Origin of the sequence: Paraburkholderia oxyphila NBRC 105797 (assembly GCF_000685075.1) — a bacterium.
GTDB classification, from domain to species: Bacteria; Pseudomonadota; Gammaproteobacteria; order Burkholderiales; family Burkholderiaceae; genus Paraburkholderia; species Paraburkholderia oxyphila.
Window position 1 is genome coordinate 1 of record NZ_BAYD01000132.1, and the last position, 16,745, is coordinate 16,745.

Annotated in this window: 13 protein-coding genes; 1 reads left to right on the plus strand and 12 read right to left on the minus strand. The window is 63.9% G+C overall.

Annotation, left to right across the window (positions count from 1 at the left end):
* From BO1_RS42470 to BO1_RS42500, 7 genes are all read right to left on the minus strand, one after another.
* Positions 1-1,061 (minus strand): porin (locus BO1_RS42470; protein ID WP_245644055.1); only part of this gene is annotated, 1,061 nt, incomplete at its 3' end.
* 243 nt (positions 1,062-1,304) lie between these two features.
* Positions 1,305-2,324, minus strand: a complete 1,020-nt coding sequence (mhpE, locus tag BO1_RS42475) for a 4-hydroxy-2-oxovalerate aldolase (RefSeq protein WP_028222764.1) — start codon at positions 2,322-2,324, stop codon at positions 1,305-1,307.
* A 4-nt stretch (positions 2,325-2,328) separates the two neighbouring features.
* The gene (locus BO1_RS42480) at positions 2,329-3,279 is read right to left on the minus strand and encodes an acetaldehyde dehydrogenase (acetylating) (RefSeq protein ID WP_028222765.1); all 951 of its coding nucleotides are present in this window, start codon (positions 3,277-3,279) and stop codon (positions 2,329-2,331) included.
* 13 nt (positions 3,280-3,292) lie between these two features.
* Positions 3,293-4,126, minus strand: a complete 834-nt coding sequence (mhpD, locus tag BO1_RS42485) for a 2-keto-4-pentenoate hydratase (protein WP_028222766.1) — start codon at positions 4,124-4,126, stop codon at positions 3,293-3,295.
* Between the two features lie 56 nt (positions 4,127-4,182).
* Positions 4,183-5,028, minus strand: a complete 846-nt coding sequence (locus tag BO1_RS42490) for an alpha/beta fold hydrolase (RefSeq protein ID WP_028222767.1) — start codon at positions 5,026-5,028, stop codon at positions 4,183-4,185.
* Positions 5,029-5,101: 73 nt separating this feature from the next.
* The gene (locus BO1_RS42495) at positions 5,102-5,995 is read right to left on the minus strand and encodes a VOC family protein (RefSeq protein WP_245644057.1); all 894 of its coding nucleotides are present in this window, start codon (positions 5,993-5,995) and stop codon (positions 5,102-5,104) included.
* Between the two features lie 66 nt (positions 5,996-6,061).
* Positions 6,062-7,600, minus strand: coding sequence for a bifunctional 3-(3-hydroxy-phenyl)propionate/3-hydroxycinnamic acid hydroxylase (locus tag BO1_RS42500; protein WP_028222769.1), 1,539 nt, complete (start codon positions 7,598-7,600; stop codon positions 6,062-6,064).
* Positions 7,601-7,761: 161 nt separating this feature from the next.
* Here BO1_RS42500 and BO1_RS42505 point away from each other — a divergent pair, with 161 nt between their 5' ends.
* Complete coding sequence (locus tag BO1_RS42505) at positions 7,762-8,490, plus strand: TetR/AcrR family transcriptional regulator (RefSeq protein WP_028222770.1); 729 nt, start codon at positions 7,762-7,764, stop codon at positions 8,488-8,490.
* 78 nt (positions 8,491-8,568) lie between these two features.
* Here the strand turns inward: BO1_RS42505 and BO1_RS42510 are convergent, their stop codons facing one another.
* From BO1_RS42510 to BO1_RS42530, 5 genes are all read right to left on the minus strand, one after another.
* On the minus strand, positions 8,569-11,622 hold the full coding sequence (locus tag BO1_RS42510) for an efflux RND transporter permease subunit (protein WP_028222771.1): 3,054 nt from the start codon (positions 11,620-11,622) through the stop codon (positions 8,569-8,571).
* 11 nt (positions 11,623-11,633) lie between these two features.
* Positions 11,634-12,782 (minus strand): efflux RND transporter periplasmic adaptor subunit, encoded by a 1,149-nt coding sequence (locus tag BO1_RS42515; protein WP_043288796.1) that lies wholly within the window; start codon positions 12,780-12,782, stop codon positions 11,634-11,636.
* A gap of 109 nt (positions 12,783-12,891) precedes the next feature.
* Entirely contained in the window at positions 12,892-14,421 is a 1,530-nt protein-coding gene (locus BO1_RS42520; RefSeq protein ID WP_084688730.1) for an efflux transporter outer membrane subunit, read from the minus strand.
* Positions 14,390-15,670 carry an SUMF1/EgtB/PvdO family nonheme iron enzyme gene (locus BO1_RS42525; protein WP_028222774.1) on the minus strand — a complete coding sequence of 427 codons (1,281 nt, stop codon included), beginning with the start codon at positions 15,668-15,670 and terminating at the stop codon, positions 14,390-14,392. Before BO1_RS42525 ends, BO1_RS42520 begins: the two co-directional genes overlap by 32 nt.
* A 212-nt stretch (positions 15,671-15,882) precedes the next feature.
* Positions 15,883-16,638 (minus strand): helix-turn-helix domain-containing protein, encoded by a 756-nt coding sequence (locus BO1_RS42530; RefSeq protein ID WP_084688731.1) that lies wholly within the window; start codon positions 16,636-16,638, stop codon positions 15,883-15,885.
* Positions 16,639-16,745: the final 107 nt, after the last annotated feature.

Consider the following 16,745-nt stretch of genomic DNA (forward strand, 5'->3'; position numbering starts at 1 on the left):
AACCGCGTTTCGATGCCCACGCGGCCAAGAAACTGGTTCGGACTGCTTGAAGTGCCGTTGACATCGAGCACGCCGCTGATCAGCGCCTGAGCGCCGGAATTGGTGCGCTGGTACACCGCCGCGGCATAGACGAAGGTGCGCTTGGACAGGAAATAGTCCAGCGCGGCGCTCACCTGGTGCGCGTGGTTGTTGTCGAGGTAGCCGTTGCCCTTCATGTACATATAGTCGAGCCCCAGCTGCACGGCGGGGTTGAAGAGGTAGTTCGCCCCGATCTCGCCTTGCGCAATGGCGCCTCCGTTCGCCGTGTTGCGTACCGTCGTAATGAGCGCGCTCGTGGAAAACTGGCCGAAGTCGTAGTGCGCGCCGACACCCCAGTTGCGAACACCGACCTGCGGCCCGCCTGCCTGCAGATACTTGACCTCGGTGTACGCCGCCGCCACGCCGAACGGGCCACGATCGAAGTTCAGCCCCGCACTGATCGTATCGCCGCTGCCGAACGCTCCCGGCACGCCGCCGAAGCCATAGAGCACGCCCACGCGAAAGCCATTAAGCGAAGGCGACTGGTACTTGACAGAATTCGTCACCGTTTCGCCGGACATCCGGTCCCAGTCGAACTGGCCGGCATACGGCGGGTTATACGGCAGTGCAATTTTCTGGAAAGGACCGGCGCGGAAGTTGTACAGGCCACCCACCGTCATGGCCGCGTCGGTACGGCCGAAGAAGAGCGAGTCGACCATGAAGTCGTACTGATTGCCGAGCTTGATCGATCCATAGCGATCGTCGGCGAGGCCAACCCATGCATTGCGGCCGAAGATCCCTTTGCCGGGCGGCTGGATTGCACCGGTCCCCACCGCGAACTGGTTGACGAGGTCGAACACCGCGTGCGTGCCGCCTCCGAGGTCCTCGTCACCCTTGATGCCCAACATGTTCGGCGACATGATGCCGTCGTCGAACTTCAGGTTGCCGTGTCCGCCCGAATTGCTGACGTAGGTGACGCCGGCGTCCATCACGCCATACAGTGTGACGCTGTCGCCAGTGTCCGCGTATGCTTGCGCTGCCATGGCGAATATCGTCAAGGCCATGCTCCACCGTGCCAAATTCATCATTTTCTGTCTCCGTTAGTCTTATTGTTTATATATTTATTTAGTAGTGCGAATAATATTGCACTCGATGAGTCCCGGGCTCATGTTTGTTGTGCCTTACGACAGGTGTTTCAAGCGAGGTTCCTCATGCCGGACGCCTGTCCGGGCATAAGCGGCGGCCGATGCCTGTGGCGGATGCCGCCGCCGGACTCAGCGCCGCTATCACGCCGCACTGGGCCGCCTGGCGAGGTCGAGCGCTACGTCCACGATCATGTCTTCCTGGCCGCCCACCATGCGGCGCTTGCCCAGTTCGACGAGGATGTCGACGGCTTTCAGGCCGTACTTCTTCGCGGCCACTTCCGAGTGGCGCAGGAAGCTCGAATACACACCCGCATAGCCGAGCGCGAGCGTTTCGCGATCGACGCGCACCGGGCGGTCCTGCAGCGGGCGTACGATGTCGTCGGCGGCATCCATGAGCGTGTAGAGATCGGTGCCGTGGTTCCAGCCCATGCGTTCCGCTGCGGCAATGAACACTTCGAGCGGCGCGTTGCCCGCACCGGCGCCCATGCCTGCGAGCGACGCATCGACGCGATCGCAGCCTTCTTCCACTGCAACGATCGAGTTCGCCACGCCGAGCGAGAGGTTGTGGTGCGCGTGCATGCCCGTTTGTGTTTCGGGTTTCAGCACCTGTTTTACGGCGCGAAAACGGTCACGCACGTCGTTCATTGTGAGCGCGCCGCCAGAGTCCACCACGTAGATACAGGTCGCGCCGTAGCTCTCCATCTTCTTCGCCTCGACGGCGAGGTTTTCCGGCGTGGTCATGTGGCTCATCATCAAAAAGCCTACGGTATCCATGCCGAGTTCACGTGCGTATTCGATGTGCTGCTTCGAGATATCGGCCTCGGTGCAATGCGTGGCCACGCGCACCACGCGCGCGCCCGCGTTGTACGCCGCCTTCAGGTCATGAATCGTGCCGATGCCGGGCAGCAGCAGCGTGGCGATCTTCGCGTGCTTCACCACGTCGGCGACAGCCTCGATCCATTCGAGGTCGCTGTGTGCGCCGAAACCGTAGTTGAAGCTCGAGCCTTGCAGGCCGTCGCCATGCGCGACTTCGATGGAATCGACTTTGGCCTTGTCAAGCGCGCGCGCAATGTCCTGCACATTCTGGATCGAGTACTGATGACGGATCGCGTGGCTGCCGTCGCGCAGCGTCACATCGGAGATATAGAGTTTCTTGCTCATGGCCTTAGGCTCCTTGCACGCTGAGCAGCGTTTTCGCCATGCGCTCGGCGGTGGCGAGCGCCGCGGAAGTCATGATGTCGAGGTTGCCTGCATACGCGGGCAGGTAGTGCGCTGCGCCTTCCACTTCGAGGAACACCGAAGTTTTCAGGCCGCTGAACTTGCCGAGGCCCGGAATATTGAGCGGCGCGCTGGCGGGGATTTCATCGAACTGCACCTTCTGCTTGAGGCGATAGCCCGGCACGTACGCATGCACTTTCGCGACGGTCTCCTCGATCGACTGCTCGATCTTTGTGCGGTCCTCGAGATCGGAAAGCGTATAGACGGTGTCGCGCATCATCACCGGCGGCTCAGCGGGATTGAGCACGATGATCGCCTTGCCTTTTGCCGCACCACCTACCACTTCAATCGCCTTCGAGGTGGTCTCGGTGAACTCGTCGATGTTCGCGCGCGTGCCCGGTCCCGCCGACTTGCTGCTGATGGACGCGACGATCTCCGCGTAATGCACCTTCGCCACGCGTGACACCGCGGCAACGATGGGGATGGTCGCCTGGCCGCCGCACGTGACCATGTTCACGTTGGGCGCATCGATATGCGAATCGAGATTCACCACGGGCACGCAATACGGGCCGATCGCGGCGGGCGTGAGGTCGATCATGCGAATCGACGGCTTGAGCTTGCGCAGCAACGCGTCGTTCTTCACGTGCGCGCCGGCCGAGGTCGCGTCGAACACGAAGTCGATAGCGTCGAACACGGGCAGGCGCGTGAGTCCTTCCGCGCCTTCATGCGTGGTGGCCACGCCCAGACGCGCGGCGCGCGCGAGGCCGTCCGATGCCGGGTCGATGCCGACCATCGCCGCCATCTCCAGATGCTGGCCATGACGCAGGATCTTGATCATCAGATCCGTGCCGATGTTGCCAGAGCCGATGATCGCGGCCTTGATTTTTTCCGAAGCCATTTGAGTTCCTCAATCAGTCGGTAAAGGTCGCGCGAACGCTGCCGAGGCCATCGATCTGCGCGGTGCAGGTGCCGGGTTCCTTCACGGCCACCATGGGCCCAAGCGCGCCGGTCAAAACCACGTCGCCCGCGCGCAACGGCGTGCCGAGCTGCGCCATGCGGTCGGCGAGCCAGACGGCCGCGTTCAGCGGATTGCCGAGGCACGCGGCACCGTTGCCGCGCGAAAGCACGTCGCCATCGCGCGAAAGTTCCATCGCGCACGCGGTGAGATCGATCCGCGAAAGCGGCACGGGACGGCTGCCCAATACGAAACGCGCGCTCGACGCGTTGTCGGCCACCGTATCGACGAAGCGGATGTCCCAGTTCTGGATGCGGCTATCCACCACCTCGATCGCCGCGAGTGCATATGCAGTGGCGTTCAGGATGTCGACGAACGTGTGTTTCTCCCGCGTGAGATCGCGTTCGAGCACGAGTGCGATCTCGGCCTCCACCTTCGGCTGGATCAATTGCGAAAGCGGAATCGCTTCACCGTCGCCATACGCCATCGATGCGAAGAGGGCACCAAAGTCAGGCTGATCAACGCCCAATTGCTTCTGCACAGCAAGTGACGTGAGGCCGATCTTGCGGCCCACGATGCGCTCGCCGTTCGCCACGCGCAGATCGACGTTGGCCTGCTGCACGGCATAAGCGGTTGCCATGTCGTCCAGCGGGGCGCCGCCCGGCGGATTGCCGCCCAGCGGATCGCCGCTCGTGACGATCTCGCCACGCACGGGCTCGATCGCTACACGCGATGCTTCGGCTTCGCGCAGCCGCGCGGCGAGCGCCTGAATGAGTTTGGAATCGGACATCGGATATTCCTTCTGCGGAGCAGGGCGACCTGCCGCCAGTGCAGGCCCACGCATCATCAGTTGTTCGCGATGAAGTCGATCACCGCCCGATTGAACTCCTCCGGATGCTCGATCATCGCCCAGTGCCCGCAGCGATTGAGCAGCAGCAGACGCGAATCCGGAATGTTCGCGAGCAGAAACAGCGAAGTCTCGAACGAGACCACGCGGTCGTCCCGGCCGTGTATCAGCAACGTCGGCACCTTGATTGACCCAAGCAGTTCCGGCTTCACCCACTTCGGCAGCGGAGCGCCCTTCGGCAGGCCCGCCACATAGTTGTGCAGGTGCTCGGGACGCGCGAGTGCGGCATCGGAGCGGGCCTGGCACAAGTCGGGCGTGGCGAAGCGCGCCTTGTCGTACACCATGATCTCCACCAGGCGGCGCATGTTCTGCGGCGACGCGTCCTGATAGGCCTGAATCAGCACCTTGAGCCCTTCGGACGGACCGTCGCCGGCACCGAAAAGCGTCGGCATGCGGCCGACCGGTGGCCCCATGGTGACGAGATGCGTGATGCGTTCGGGATGCTCCGTGGCGAGCCTCAGCGAGGTCTGCCCGCCCATCGAGTTGCCGACGAAGGCGGCCTTCTCGATGCCGAGCGCGTCCATGAACTGGATGGCCGCATCGACATGGTCGAGCTGCTCGACGGTGGCGGCATCCGACTGTCCCCAACCCGGCATATCGACGGCGTAGACGTGAAAATGCCTCGCGAGCGCTTCGATGTTGCCGCGGAAATTACTCCAGCCGGTCGCGCCGGGGCCGCTGCCGTGGAGCAGGATCACGGGGTGGCCCTGGCCGGCTTCCTCATAGTGGAGCTGCCAGTCGCGGGTCTTGATGGTACGGCTCGTTTGAGCCTGTGTGAGCGTCATGGTATAGGCCTTCCAAAATGGTCCGTTAAGCGGTGCCGCGGCACCGATGGGGCAGCGTCCGATGGCGCCGCAATCACGCCTGAAGCAGGTCCGCCACGAGATTCGGCGGGCGATGCCCCCAGCTGCTGAGCCTGTCGAGGTGCTGGACCTGCCAGCTGGACTCGTCGATGACCAGCCCGCCCCAACCGAACTCGACGTTGAAGCCCGAGGGCGTGCGCACGTAGAAGCTGAACATCCGGTCGTTCGGATGCATGCCGAGGGTCATTTCGAACGGTTGCTTCGCGTCCATGCAGCGGTCGTAGGCCAGGCCGACATCGCTGATCTCGGTCGCCTCGATCATGAAGTGGTGCATGCGCTTCGGAAACGGCATGTTGGCCAGCGCCACCGTGTGATGGCGGCCATTGCAGTGCAGAAACGTCACGCTCGCGACAATGCCCGGCGCCATTTCCTGATTGATGACGTCGGTCACCTTGAAACCAAGGAGTCCATACCAGTCGAGCAGGGCCTGGCGATCCATACCTCGCTCGATCAGCACCTGGTGGCCCGCGCCGCCCGCACCCGTCACGAAGTCCGATACCAGCCGCCCGGACGCGAACGGCGTATCGGCAACGGCCAGCCCGACATACAGTTCAACGCGATTGCCGAGCGGGTCGGAGGTGACCACGATGCGCTGGACCTTTCGCGCCGCGCAGAGCTGCGCGTCGCCTTCCGTGACCGTGTTGCCGGCCGCGCGCAGCCGCGCGGCAATGGCGTCGAGATCGCTTTGCGTCGCGCAGCCGAAACCGGTGAATGCGAGATCGTCGGCATCGCCCTCGACGACGATCCAGCGGTGTACGGCATCGTCCATCCGCAGGTTCAATGCCTCGTCACTGCGGCTGCCCACCTGCATGCCCAGAAGATCGACGCCAAAGCGCTCCCAGGCCGCGAGATCGCTCGCCTCGATGCCGACATAGCCGAGCTCCGTCACTGTGCTCAATTCATTCTCTCCTTCATTGCGTCATTGACCGGCGCAGTTTTACTTTCGCCCGGCGCGTCAGGCGGGTACGGCAAGGCCGCTCACGTCGGCGGCGGCCACGAAGCGGTCGGGCCGCAGCGCCACCGCACGAACGCCGTACTTGCGCAGCCAGGGACGCAGCACGCCGTCCAGGTCGATGAACTCGTCGGGACCCTGCGTGTGCTCGTCCTGCTGGCGCAAGGCGATGTAGCGCGCGCCGAGTTCGTCCCACGCCGCCTTTTCCTGAGGTGTGAGCAGCGTGGCGGGGTCGATGTCGTCGCCGAGCAGCACGAAGCCGTCGCCAAGCAGATCGTCCAGTCGCGCCATCGCGCCGCGGTTGTCGCCCACCACCGGCTGCGGCACCATGCGGCCGACGATGCTCTCGTCGGCGAGCGGGCCGCGCAGCCATCCGGCGGCCAGCACCGGCGGTGCGATCAGCGGCGACTCGGGCGCATTCTCAGGAGGCGGCGCATGGAGCGCGGCCTGTTCCTCATCCGAAAGCTCCTGCTTGATGATGCGGCCGAGCTGAACGGCGAGCTGCGTATAGAACGTCGCGTTGGGCCGGCGTTCCGTCTCGTAGGTGTCCAGGAAATGCTCCGGCAAGTTCTTGTTGAGCACGCCCGCGAGCTTCCAGCCAAGGTCGAACGCGTCGCGCATGCCGGTCTGCATCCCGGCGCCGGCCCATGGCGGCATCAGATGCGCGGCATCGCCCGCGAGGAAGACACGGCCAACGCGCCACTGGTCGGCCATGCGGGTGTGGTGCCGGTAGAACGCGTACTGGTGAATCTCGACATCGGCCTCGCTCACACCAAGGGCCTTGAGCAGCGGCCAAACCTGCTCGTGCGTCTGGAAATCGGCTTCGCTCTCGCCGGGCTTGAGCGGCAGCTCCCAGCGGTGATTGCCGCCCGACAACGCGATGTCCACCACGGGCCGCTCCTTGTCGGACCAGAAGGTCAGCAGGTTGCGGTCCGGCCACCAGCGCTTGACGCGGCAGTCGATCACGATCCACTGCACATCGAGCGTATCGCCCAGCAGCTTCACGCCGATCATGCTGCGCGTGGCGCTGCTGCCGCCGTCACAGCCAATCACGTAGCGCACGCGCGTGCTGAGCATTTCACCCGTCGCGGCGTCTCTCGAGTTGAGCGTGACGCCGTCGTCATCCTGCTCGAGCGACACCACCTCCTGGCCGTAGCGCACATCGATTTCACGGGCATGGCGCGCGGCGCACTCGCGCAGGGCGGCTTCCATCGTCGGCTGATAGATGTTGAAGAAGCGCGGCTTGATGCCGAGCGTCGAAGGCGGATGCTCGATGCGCATGATCTCGGTGCCGTCATAGCGCATCCAGCGCAACGCGCGTTGCGGATCGATCTGCTTGAGCACGGGCTCGTCGACGCCCAGATTCTGGAAGATGCGCATCGTCCAGTCATTGACGGTCACGGCGCGGGCGCGCGGATAAATGTCACGATGCCGCTCGAACGCGACGCTGGAAATACCGTGCTTCGCCAGGGTGAGCGCGGCGATGACGCCGGTTGGTCCATAGCCAACGATGGCAACGTCGGCGTCGAATTGCTGGGTCATGGGGAGGGTCTCCGGTTGTTCTTTCGCCACGTGGCGGTGCAACCTACGCCTGCGACGAACGAATTGTACCGATAGGTCCAAAAGTGACTACCCAGGGGAAACGAGTAATGGACCGATTGGTCCAATAATGTGCGAAGGTGCGCGGGACGTATACTTGCGGGATGGAAAATTCACAACAAATCGGCAATCGGCGCGGTCAGCGATCACGCCAGGAAATTCTCGACGCGGCGGCCCGCGTGATGTCGGCCTATGGCTATGCCGGCACCTCGATGTCGGCGCTCGTGGAGGCCACCGGCATCCCCAAGAGCGCGATCTACCATCACTTCGGCTCCAAGGCCGGGTTGCTCGCGGAGGTCATGGCGCGCGGCGCGCATGGCTTCTTCGCGGCCATGCACGAGGCTCACCAGAATCCGCCGGAGGGCACGCCGCGCGAACGTCTGGGCTGGTACCTGCAGAAGACGGGCGAGGTGTTCCAGCACCGCGAGAACTTCCTGCGCCTGTTGTTCGTCATGGTCATGAGCGACGAGGCCGCGGAGCCGGAGGCCATGCAGACCGTGATCGAGGTGCGCAACGAAGGCCGCAACTACATGCAGGAGATGATCCGCAACGCGTTTGGCGCAGAGGGGGAGGCGTGGGCGCCGGCGGAGGCCGAAGACCTTGCGTACTTCGGCATGGTGGGTTTCGACGGCGCTTTCGTGTCGCTGCAGTCGGGCGATGCGCGATCGATGAAGCGGCACATGGAGCAGCTCACCGACGCCCTGATCGCGCTGGGAGAGGCCCGCGCGCGCTCACTTCAGGAGAAGAGCGCGGCGTCGCGGCGCAAGCGCACTACCGCGGCGGCTACGTCGGCATCGGGTGGCCGCGCAAAGAAGAAAACACAGGATAGCTGAGAGGTTTGCTTTGCTAGCCAACGGCAAGGCAAAGTGGGCCACTCAAGCCTGTCGCAAACAAACACGAAGACCCCATGCTCAAACCGCCCCAGGATGCTCCCGATCCCGCTGATGATCCGCCGCGATAAACATATACATCGCGGGCACGACGAACAGCGTAAACAACGTGCCAATCGACAACCCCGTAAAAATCACCAGCCCCATCGCATTGCGGCCCGCCGCGCCCGCGCCCGATGCAATCACGAGCGGCAGCACGCCGAGCACCATCGAGGCCGTCGTCATCAGGATCGGTCGCAGGCGTACCCCAGCCGCTTCCTCCAGCGCTTCACGCTTGCCGCGCCCCGCGCGCTGCAGTTCATTGGCGAACTGCACGATCAGAATGCCGTGCTTGCTCACCAGCCCCATCAGCGTGACCAGACCCACCTGCGTGTAGATGTTCAGCGTCGACAGCCCCATATTGATGAAAATGAGCGCACCAAACAGCGCCATCGGCACCGACACCAGAATCACGACGGGATCGCGGAAGCTCTCGAACTGCGCGGCGAGCGCGAGAAACACGATGATCGTCGCGAACATCAGCGTGATCACGAAGCCGCCCGATTCCTGCACGAACTGGCGCGACAGGCCTGAATAGTCGATGGAATAGCCGGTCGGCGCGACCTGCGTGGTGGTCTGGCGCAAGAAGTCGAGCACTTCGCCTTGCGAGATGCCCGGCGCGACCACGCCGGAAATGGTCGCGGAGTTCAATTGCTGGAAGTGATTGATCGACTCGGGCACGACAGTCTGCTTCAGATGCGTGACGGTGGAGGCCGGCATCACGCTGCCATCGGGCGTGCGCAAGTAGTAATCGAGTACTTGCGATGGGTTCAACCGGTCCGTTTGCAGCACCTGCGGAATCACCTTGTATGAGCGGCCCGCAATCGAAAAGTAATTGACGTAGTTGCCGCCGAGCGCCGCGCCCAGCGCCTGCCCGACGTCGCTTTGCGACAGGCCCAGCGAGGCGACCTTGTCGCGGTCTACCAGCAGCACGCTTTCCGGCTTGTCGATCTTCAGGTCGCTGTCGACGAAGAAGAACATGCCGCTTTCGCGCGCTTTTTGCAGCACGGCTTGCGAGACTTCGTTGAGGTTCTCGAACGGCTCCGTCGTGCTGATGACGAATTGCACGGGCAAGCCTTGCGCGCCCGGCAGCGGCGGAAACTGAAACGCAGCAACGCGCGCGCCCGCAATGCCATTCCACTTCTGCTGCAATACCTGCTGCAGTTGGGTCGCGCTTCTCTTGCGCTTGTCCCACGTCTTGAAGAGCACGCCGCCGATGCCCTGATTCAGCGTCGGCGCGCCCGTCAACTGGAACATCTGCGCATACTCGGGCAACTGCTTCGAGATCTCGAACACCTGGTCCGCGTAAGTCTGCATCTGCTGGATCGTCGCGTTTGGCGGACCCTGTATCTGCGAGAGCACGATGCCCTGGTCTTCCTGCGGCGCAAGCTCTGATTGCGACGTCATGAACAGATAGACCGTGCCGGCCAGCAGCAGCGCACCCATCACGATGAATACGGGCCACGTGTCGAGCATCGAATGCAGAAGACGCCCATAGCCGTGATGCACGCGCTCGAACTGCCGGTCGACGAAGCGCGCAAAGCGGCCCGATTCCTGATCCGCGCGGAAAAAGCGCGAGCACATCATCGGCGACAGACTCAGCGCAATCACGCCCGACACGGCGACGGCGCCAGCCAGCGTGAACGCGAATTCGGTGAAGAGCGCGCCGGTCAGGCCGCCCTGAAAGCCGATCGGCAGATACACGGCAATCAGCACGACGGTCATCGCGAGAATAGGCCCGCCGAGCTCGCGCGCCGCGATCAGCGCGGCTTCGAAAGGCGCCTTGCCTTCTTCCTTCATATGCCGGTCGACATTCTCGACCACGATGATCGCGTCATCGACAACGAGCCCGATGGCCAGCACGAGCGCAAGCAGCGTCAGCAGATTGATCGAATAGCCGAGCAACTGCATCACGAAGAACGTGCCGATCAGCGACAGCGGCATCGCGATCACGGGTACGATCACCGCACGGAAACTGCCGAGGAAAAGGAAGATCACGACCGTCACGATCAGCAGCGCTTCGACGAGCGTCTTCACCACTTCCTCGATGGCCGTGTTGATGAAGTCGGTCGCGTCATACACGATGTCGCCCGTCATGCCGGTCGGGAACTGCCTCTGCAAATCCGGAAAGACTGCTTTCACGCGCTTCGCGACGTCCAGCACGTTCGCATCCGGCGCGACCTTGATGCCGATGAACACCGAGCGTTTGCCGCTGAACGCGACGTTGAAGTCGTAGTTGTCCGCGCCGAGCACGACATTGGCGACATCTTCGAGGCGCACGATCGAGCCGTTTTTCTGCGTGACGACCAGCTTCTTGAAGTCGTCGACGGAATGCAGGTCGGTGCCCGCATTCAGATCGACGCTGATCATCTGGCCTTTGGTCGTGCCGAGCGTCGCCAGATAGTTGTTGTTGCCGAGTGCCGTAAACACATCGGAGGCCGTAACGTTATGCGCGGCCAGCTTGTTCGAATCGAGCCACGCACGCAGCGCGAACTGGCGCCCGCCGAGAACCTCCGCCGTCTGCACGCCCTGGATCGAATCGAGCTTCGGCTTCACGACGCGCAGCAGATAGTCGGTGACGTTGTTGCTCGGTAGCACGTCGCTGTAGAAACCCATGTACATCGCGTCGGTGGTTTGACCCACCTGCACGGTCAGCACCGGCTGCTGCGCCTGCGGCGGCAACTGGTTGCGCACCGAAGCGATCTGCGTGTTGATCTCCGTGAGCGCGCGATTCGAGTCGTAGTTCAGGCGCAGCGTCGCGGTGATCGTCGAGAGTCCCGTGCTGCTGCTCGACGACATATAGTCGATGCCCTGCGCCTGAGCGATCGCGGCTTCGAGCGGCTGCGTGATAAAGCCCGCCATCGTGTCGGCGCTCGCGCCGTAGTAAGCGGTCGTGATCGTGACGACGCCGTTCTCGGTTTGCGGATACTCGCTGACCTTGAGCGCCGAAAGCGAGCGCAAGCCGAGCACCAGAATCAGCAGACTCACCACCGACGCGAGCACCGGACGTTCAATGAAGATATCGGTGAATTTCATCGGGCGGCCTCTTACTGTTCCTGAGGCATCGGATTCGGGTTGTCGGCGGGCAGCACACGGTTGTCGATCACGAGCGACGTGCCGTTCTTCAGTTTCAGTTGCCCGCTCGTCACGACCTGCGTGCCTTCGTTGATGCCCTTGAGAATCGCGACCTGATCGCCGCGCGTCGGCCCCGGCGTCACGAACACCTGCTGCGCGACGGGCATCATGTTGCCATGCGCGTCCTTGCGCGTGCCCGGCTTGACGACGAACACCGTCGCGCCATACGGGTTATAGGTGATCGCCGTTTGCGGCAAGGTCAGGTAGCGCTGCACGCTGCCCGCGTCGATCTTCACGTTCGCGTACATGCCGGGCAACAGCTTGCGCTCGCGGTTGTCGACGCTCGCTTCGATCTGCACGTTGCGCGTCGTGCTGTCGACGCGTGGATTGATCGTGCGGATCGTGCCGTCGAACGTGCGATTGCTGAACGCATTCGTATCGACGACGACCGCCTGGCCGACCCGCAATTGTCCGAGCTGCTGTTGAGGCAAATAGAAGTCGGCGTAGAGCGTATCGATCGCCTGCAACGTGACGATGGCATCGCCCGGATTGAGGTACTGGCCCGGATTGACGGTCGTGATGCCGACGCGTCCCGCAAAGGGCGCGCGGATCGTTTTCTTGTCGACGAGCGCGGCCTGTTGGTCGACCTGAGCGCGCTTGCTTTTGAGGTCGGCGGCATCGGCGTCGAGTTGCGCCTTCGCGATCGCCTGAATGCCATATTGCGCCGTATCGCGCGTGTAGACGGTTTGCGCGAGGTCCGCCGCGGCTTTCAGCGACGCAAGCAGTGCGCGGTCGGAATCGTCGTTCAGGCGCACGAGCACCTGGCCTGCTTTCACTTCCTGCCCTGAATTGAAGGTGATTTCGCGCACGAGCCCGGCCACTTCCGTTGTGACGTCGACGCCGCGCTCGGCGCGCAGGCTGCCTACGGCGGCAAGCTGTGGCTGCCACGTCTGATAGCCCGCGACGGCGGCCGTGACAGTAGCGGGCGGCGCGGTGTTGCTCGCCATGAACTTTTTGATCATGTGCGCCCTGAACAGATTGAAGCCGATCAGGGCGCCGAGCAGCACGCACACGCAGACCAGCATGATGATCATCCGCCTTGCCATCGGTTTTTTTGTCATCGTCGTGTCCTTGTGCGGCAAACAGGTGAGACACAAACACGTCCTGCGGCGCGGCTATCGTTGCGCATGCGACGCGCGCCTGCTGGGCGCGGATCCGCTGCGCGTGGATTCACGGCGTTTTAGCGGCTTGAGAGGCGGGTGCCGCCTGAGCTCCCTGGCTGGCCGTCGTGTCGTTCCACCAGCCGCCGCCGAGCGCCTGAAACAGCGCCGCCGTGTCGGCGTAACGCGCGGCTTGCGCCTGCGCCAGATTGACGACGGTCTGCTGGTACTGGCGCTGCGCATCGAGCAGCGCCAGGTAGCTGACGCCACCGACGCGAAACTGGCCGCGTGTCAGATCGAGCGAATCGCGCGCGGCGCGCCATGCCTGCGTTTGCGCGGACAGGCCCGTTGCGTCGTGCTCGAGCGCGCGCAACGTATCGGCGACGTTCTGGAAGGCGAGCAACACCGTCTGCCGGTATTGCGCGTTGGCCTGATCGAATGCCGCTTGTGCCGCCCGTTTTTGCGCGCGCAACTGGCCGCCATGGAAGATCGGCTGCGTGATGCCGGCGCCGATGCTCCAGATCATGTCCGCGGACCTGAACAGGCCTGCTAGCGTCAGCGCTTGCGGGCCGTAGCTCGCCGAGAGCGTGAGCTGCGGATACAGGTTCGCGGTCGCCACGCCGACCTGGGCGCTCGCCTGATGCAGCGTGGCGTCGGCCGCGAGAATGTCGGGGCGCTGTCTGACGAGCGACGAAGGCACGCTGACGGGCAAGGTCTGCGGCAGCGTGAACATCGACAGCCTGAATTCGGGCACACCCGTATCGCTCGGCGGCTTGCCCGCGAGCACGGCCAGCTGGTGGCGCGTCTGGTCGAGCGACTGGCGCAGCGGTGGCAGGCTCGCGCGCGTCTGTGCGACCAGCGTTTCTTGCGCCAGCACGGCCGTGCGGCTCACGCCGCCAAGCTCGAGCTGCTTGCGCAACACGTCGAGTTGCGCGTCTTCGTCGGCGGCGATGCGCTCGGTCGCGTCGATCTGCTCGCGCAGCGACGCTTCCTTGACAGCCGCCGTCACGATATTCGCCGACAACGCGAGCCAGGTGGCTTGCAACTGAAAGCCCTGGTAGTCGACTTGTGAGCGCAGCGATTCGATCTGGCGTTTTTCGCCGCCGAACACATCGAGGTTGTACGACACGTTCGCCGACGCGTTATAGAGGTTCAGCAGCTCCGTCAGCCCCGGCTCGCCGAAGGTGACGCCGTTGAACTTCTCACGCGTCGCATTGGCCGTGGCATTGACGGAGGGGTACAGCGTGCTGCCCACTTGCGCGCGCAGATTCTCGCTGGCCTCCCTGAGCGCCGCTTGCGCCGCGGCGACGTTGGGACTGTTGGCGAGCGCTTCGCGGATCAGCGCATCGAGCGGCTCGCAATGAAAGAGCGTCCACCATTGCGCGGGAATGTCCAGACCGGCGGCGAACCGCTGTGGGGCGCCCGCTGCGCCCGGTGACGACGCCGTCTGTTCGGGCAGCGGCGTGGCGGTGTAGGTGTCGGTCGTGGGCGGGGCGGGCGTGCGGTAATCGGGGCCGACTGTGCAGCCGGGAAATGAGCCGAGCAGGGCGATCAGGACAACGATCGATTTATTCGTTGCGCACACAACGAAATCCCGCATAGACATATTGATAATGCGGCTGAAACCAGTTGCGGAACGTCGGGCGTATCATGCAGGCCGCCGTGCGGGCGGAGCCGCCTTTCATCGCATAATGCTGACCGTCGAAAAAATTCGCCGAATAGCCTTCATAGAAGGGAAACGGCTCGAAGCCGGGCAAGGGGCCGAATTGCGTCGAAGTCCATTCCCAGCCGTTGCCGTATAGCCCCTCGACGCCCCACGTGCTGGCGCTGTCCGGCGTCGCGTCCACGGCGACGGGGTTCCAGCGGCGGAAGTCGAAGTTGTCGGTGGCGCCCGGCAACGCGCCGTGTGCCGCGCGCTGCCATTCGGCTTCGGTCGGCAAGCGGGCAGCGCGCCAGCGCGCGAAGGCGCTGGCTTCCGCGTGGCTCACATAGACCGGCCACGCGAGCGGCAGCGCTATGTCTTCGAACATCGTGCGCAGGCGCCAGCCGTCTGCGTCGCGCACCCAGAAGACCGGATGTTCGATGCCTTCAGCTTCCTTCCATGCCCAATTGGCGTCGTCCCAAAGGTCCTTGCGCCGATAGCCACCGTCGGCCATGAAATCGAGCCAGGCGCCGTTGGTCACCATGTAGCGGTCGATCTCGAACGCCTCCACCGCCACTTGCTCCTCGCCGAACTCGTTGTCCCAGCCGAAGACGCCGCGCTCGTGCGTCATGCCGAGCTCGGTGCGCCCGGCCGGCACGCTGACCGTCGATGGCGTCGCCGCATACAGATGATCGGCAATTTCGCGTGCGCCGGCGGGTGCGAGCTTCTGCGCAAACGGCAACTGGTGGAGCATGTAGGCGAGTGTCTCGACGTGCATCAGGCGATGCTCGATGGCCACGTTCAGCAATTGCGCTGCGGTGCCATGCTGCGAGGCGCCGGGCGGCAGGTCGAGCGCGGCGAGTTGCGCGTCGATGCGCGCACGGCTGTCGCGCGCATAGTCGCGGACTTCATCGAGGCGCGGCCAGTCGGCCGGCGTATCGGTGGGCAGCGCGCCGTCGACGGGGTCGATGCCGAACGCGAACAAGTGATCGAGCCGCGGATCGGCGGAGGGCAGATCGAAGAGCCGCTTGTCGAGGAGATTGCGGTCGAACGCCTCGAGATGGCCGATGTAGAACACGATGCGATGACGCTCGCGGATCGGGCGCTCGTAGAGGCATTCGGGCTTGACGATGGTGAAGAGCGCGTCGCTGGCGGCACGGGCGTGGCCAAGGCGCTCGGCGAGCGTGGGCGAGGACGGGAGCTGCATTGCGGCGAGTCTCCGGACTTGAGCGGTGAACAAGACTTTACCGCTGCGCAGGAGTCGTGCCAACTTGTCGCAGCCCGACGCGCGCACCGCCGTTCAGGGACGAAGGGGGCGCGAACGAGGGAGGCTAATGGGATGCACTATTTGGGACGCCCCAATGGGGACGCACTTGAGCGCGCGCCGCCAGCGGGGGCGGCACGCATGGGACCCTGCGCTTACAGGTGCCGCAGGCCTTCGATGTCGATGATGCGGATGAGCTTGCCCTGCGTGTCGATCAGGCCACGCTTTTGAAATCTTGACAGGGTGCGGCTGACCGTTTCGAGCGTCATGCCGAGATAGCTGCCCATGTCCTCGCGCGTCATGCGCAGATTGAACTCCGCGTGCGAGTAGCCGCGCTGTCCATTGCGCTCGGAGACGTCGAGCAGGAAGGCCGCCACGCGCTCGTCCGCGGAAAGCGAGCCCAGCACCATCATCTGCGATGATTCACGGATGAGCTGCTCGCTCATGAGCCGGTGCAGGCGGTCCTGCATGGCGCCGGTCTCGCGGCACAGGTGCTTGAGCGCCGAGTAGGGGATGATGCACACGGAGCTGTCTTCCAGCGCCACGGCGCTGCAGGTATGGAAGTCGGTGCTGATGCCGTCGATGCCGAGCGGGTCGCCGGCAAGGCGCAGGCCCGTGACCTGCTCGCGGCCGTCGCGGTGCGCCATGACGGTCTTCAGCGACCCCGAGCGAACGGCGTAGAGCGTATCGAACGGGTCGCCGGCGCGATAGAGCGCTTCGCCGCGCCGCACGCTGCGCGCGTTGCAGATGAGTGCTTCGAGCTTGGGCAAATCGTCGAGCGCGAGTCCCTGAGGCATGCACAGATGGCGCATTGCACAACTCGAGCAGCGCGCGGTGCTGCGCGGGCTCGTGGCGGCGTTGCGGGTAGCACGACGCACGGTGGAGTGGGATACGACGGTAGGGGTCAGCATGGCTTGCTCCTGTAATCGACTTTTGGAGCATTGTCACACCGCGTTTAAATCTTAAAATGGCGGCAAAACGCCGCGCATTTGAGATGAAACCGCTTGAGCCTTGTCAG

Excerpts from the sequence above, each read along its gene's own strand:
- mhpE (WP_028222764.1), bottom strand. The coding sequence starts at position 2,324 with ATGAGCAAGAAACTCTATATCTCCGATGTGACGCTGCGCGACGGCAGC.
- BO1_RS42480 (WP_028222765.1), bottom strand. The coding sequence starts at position 3,279 with ATGGCTTCGGAAAAAATCAAGGCCGCGATCATCGGCTCTGGCAACATC.
- mhpD (WP_028222766.1), bottom strand. The coding sequence starts at position 4,126 with ATGTCCGATTCCAAACTCATTCAGGCGCTCGCCGCGCGGCTGCGCGAA.
- BO1_RS42490 (WP_028222767.1), bottom strand. The coding sequence starts at position 5,028 with ATGACGCTCACACAGGCTCAAACGAGCCGTACCATCAAGACCCGCGAC.
- BO1_RS42500 (WP_028222769.1), bottom strand. The coding sequence starts at position 7,600 with ATGACCCAGCAATTCGACGCCGACGTTGCCATCGTTGGCTATGGACCA.
- BO1_RS42505 (WP_028222770.1), top strand. The coding sequence starts at position 7,762 with ATGGAAAATTCACAACAAATCGGCAATCGGCGCGGTCAGCGATCACGC.
- BO1_RS42510 (WP_028222771.1), bottom strand. The coding sequence starts at position 11,622 with ATGAAATTCACCGATATCTTCATTGAACGTCCGGTGCTCGCGTCGGTG.
- BO1_RS42515 (WP_043288796.1), bottom strand. The coding sequence starts at position 12,782 with ATGACAAAAAAACCGATGGCAAGGCGGATGATCATCATGCTGGTCTGC.
- BO1_RS42520 (WP_084688730.1), bottom strand. The coding sequence starts at position 14,421 with ATGCGGGATTTCGTTGTGTGCGCAACGAATAAATCGATCGTTGTCCTG.
- BO1_RS42525 (WP_028222774.1), bottom strand. The coding sequence starts at position 15,670 with ATGCAGCTCCCGTCCTCGCCCACGCTCGCCGAGCGCCTTGGCCACGCC.
- BO1_RS42530 (WP_084688731.1), bottom strand. The coding sequence starts at position 16,638 with ATGCTGACCCCTACCGTCGTATCCCACTCCACCGTGCGTCGTGCTACC.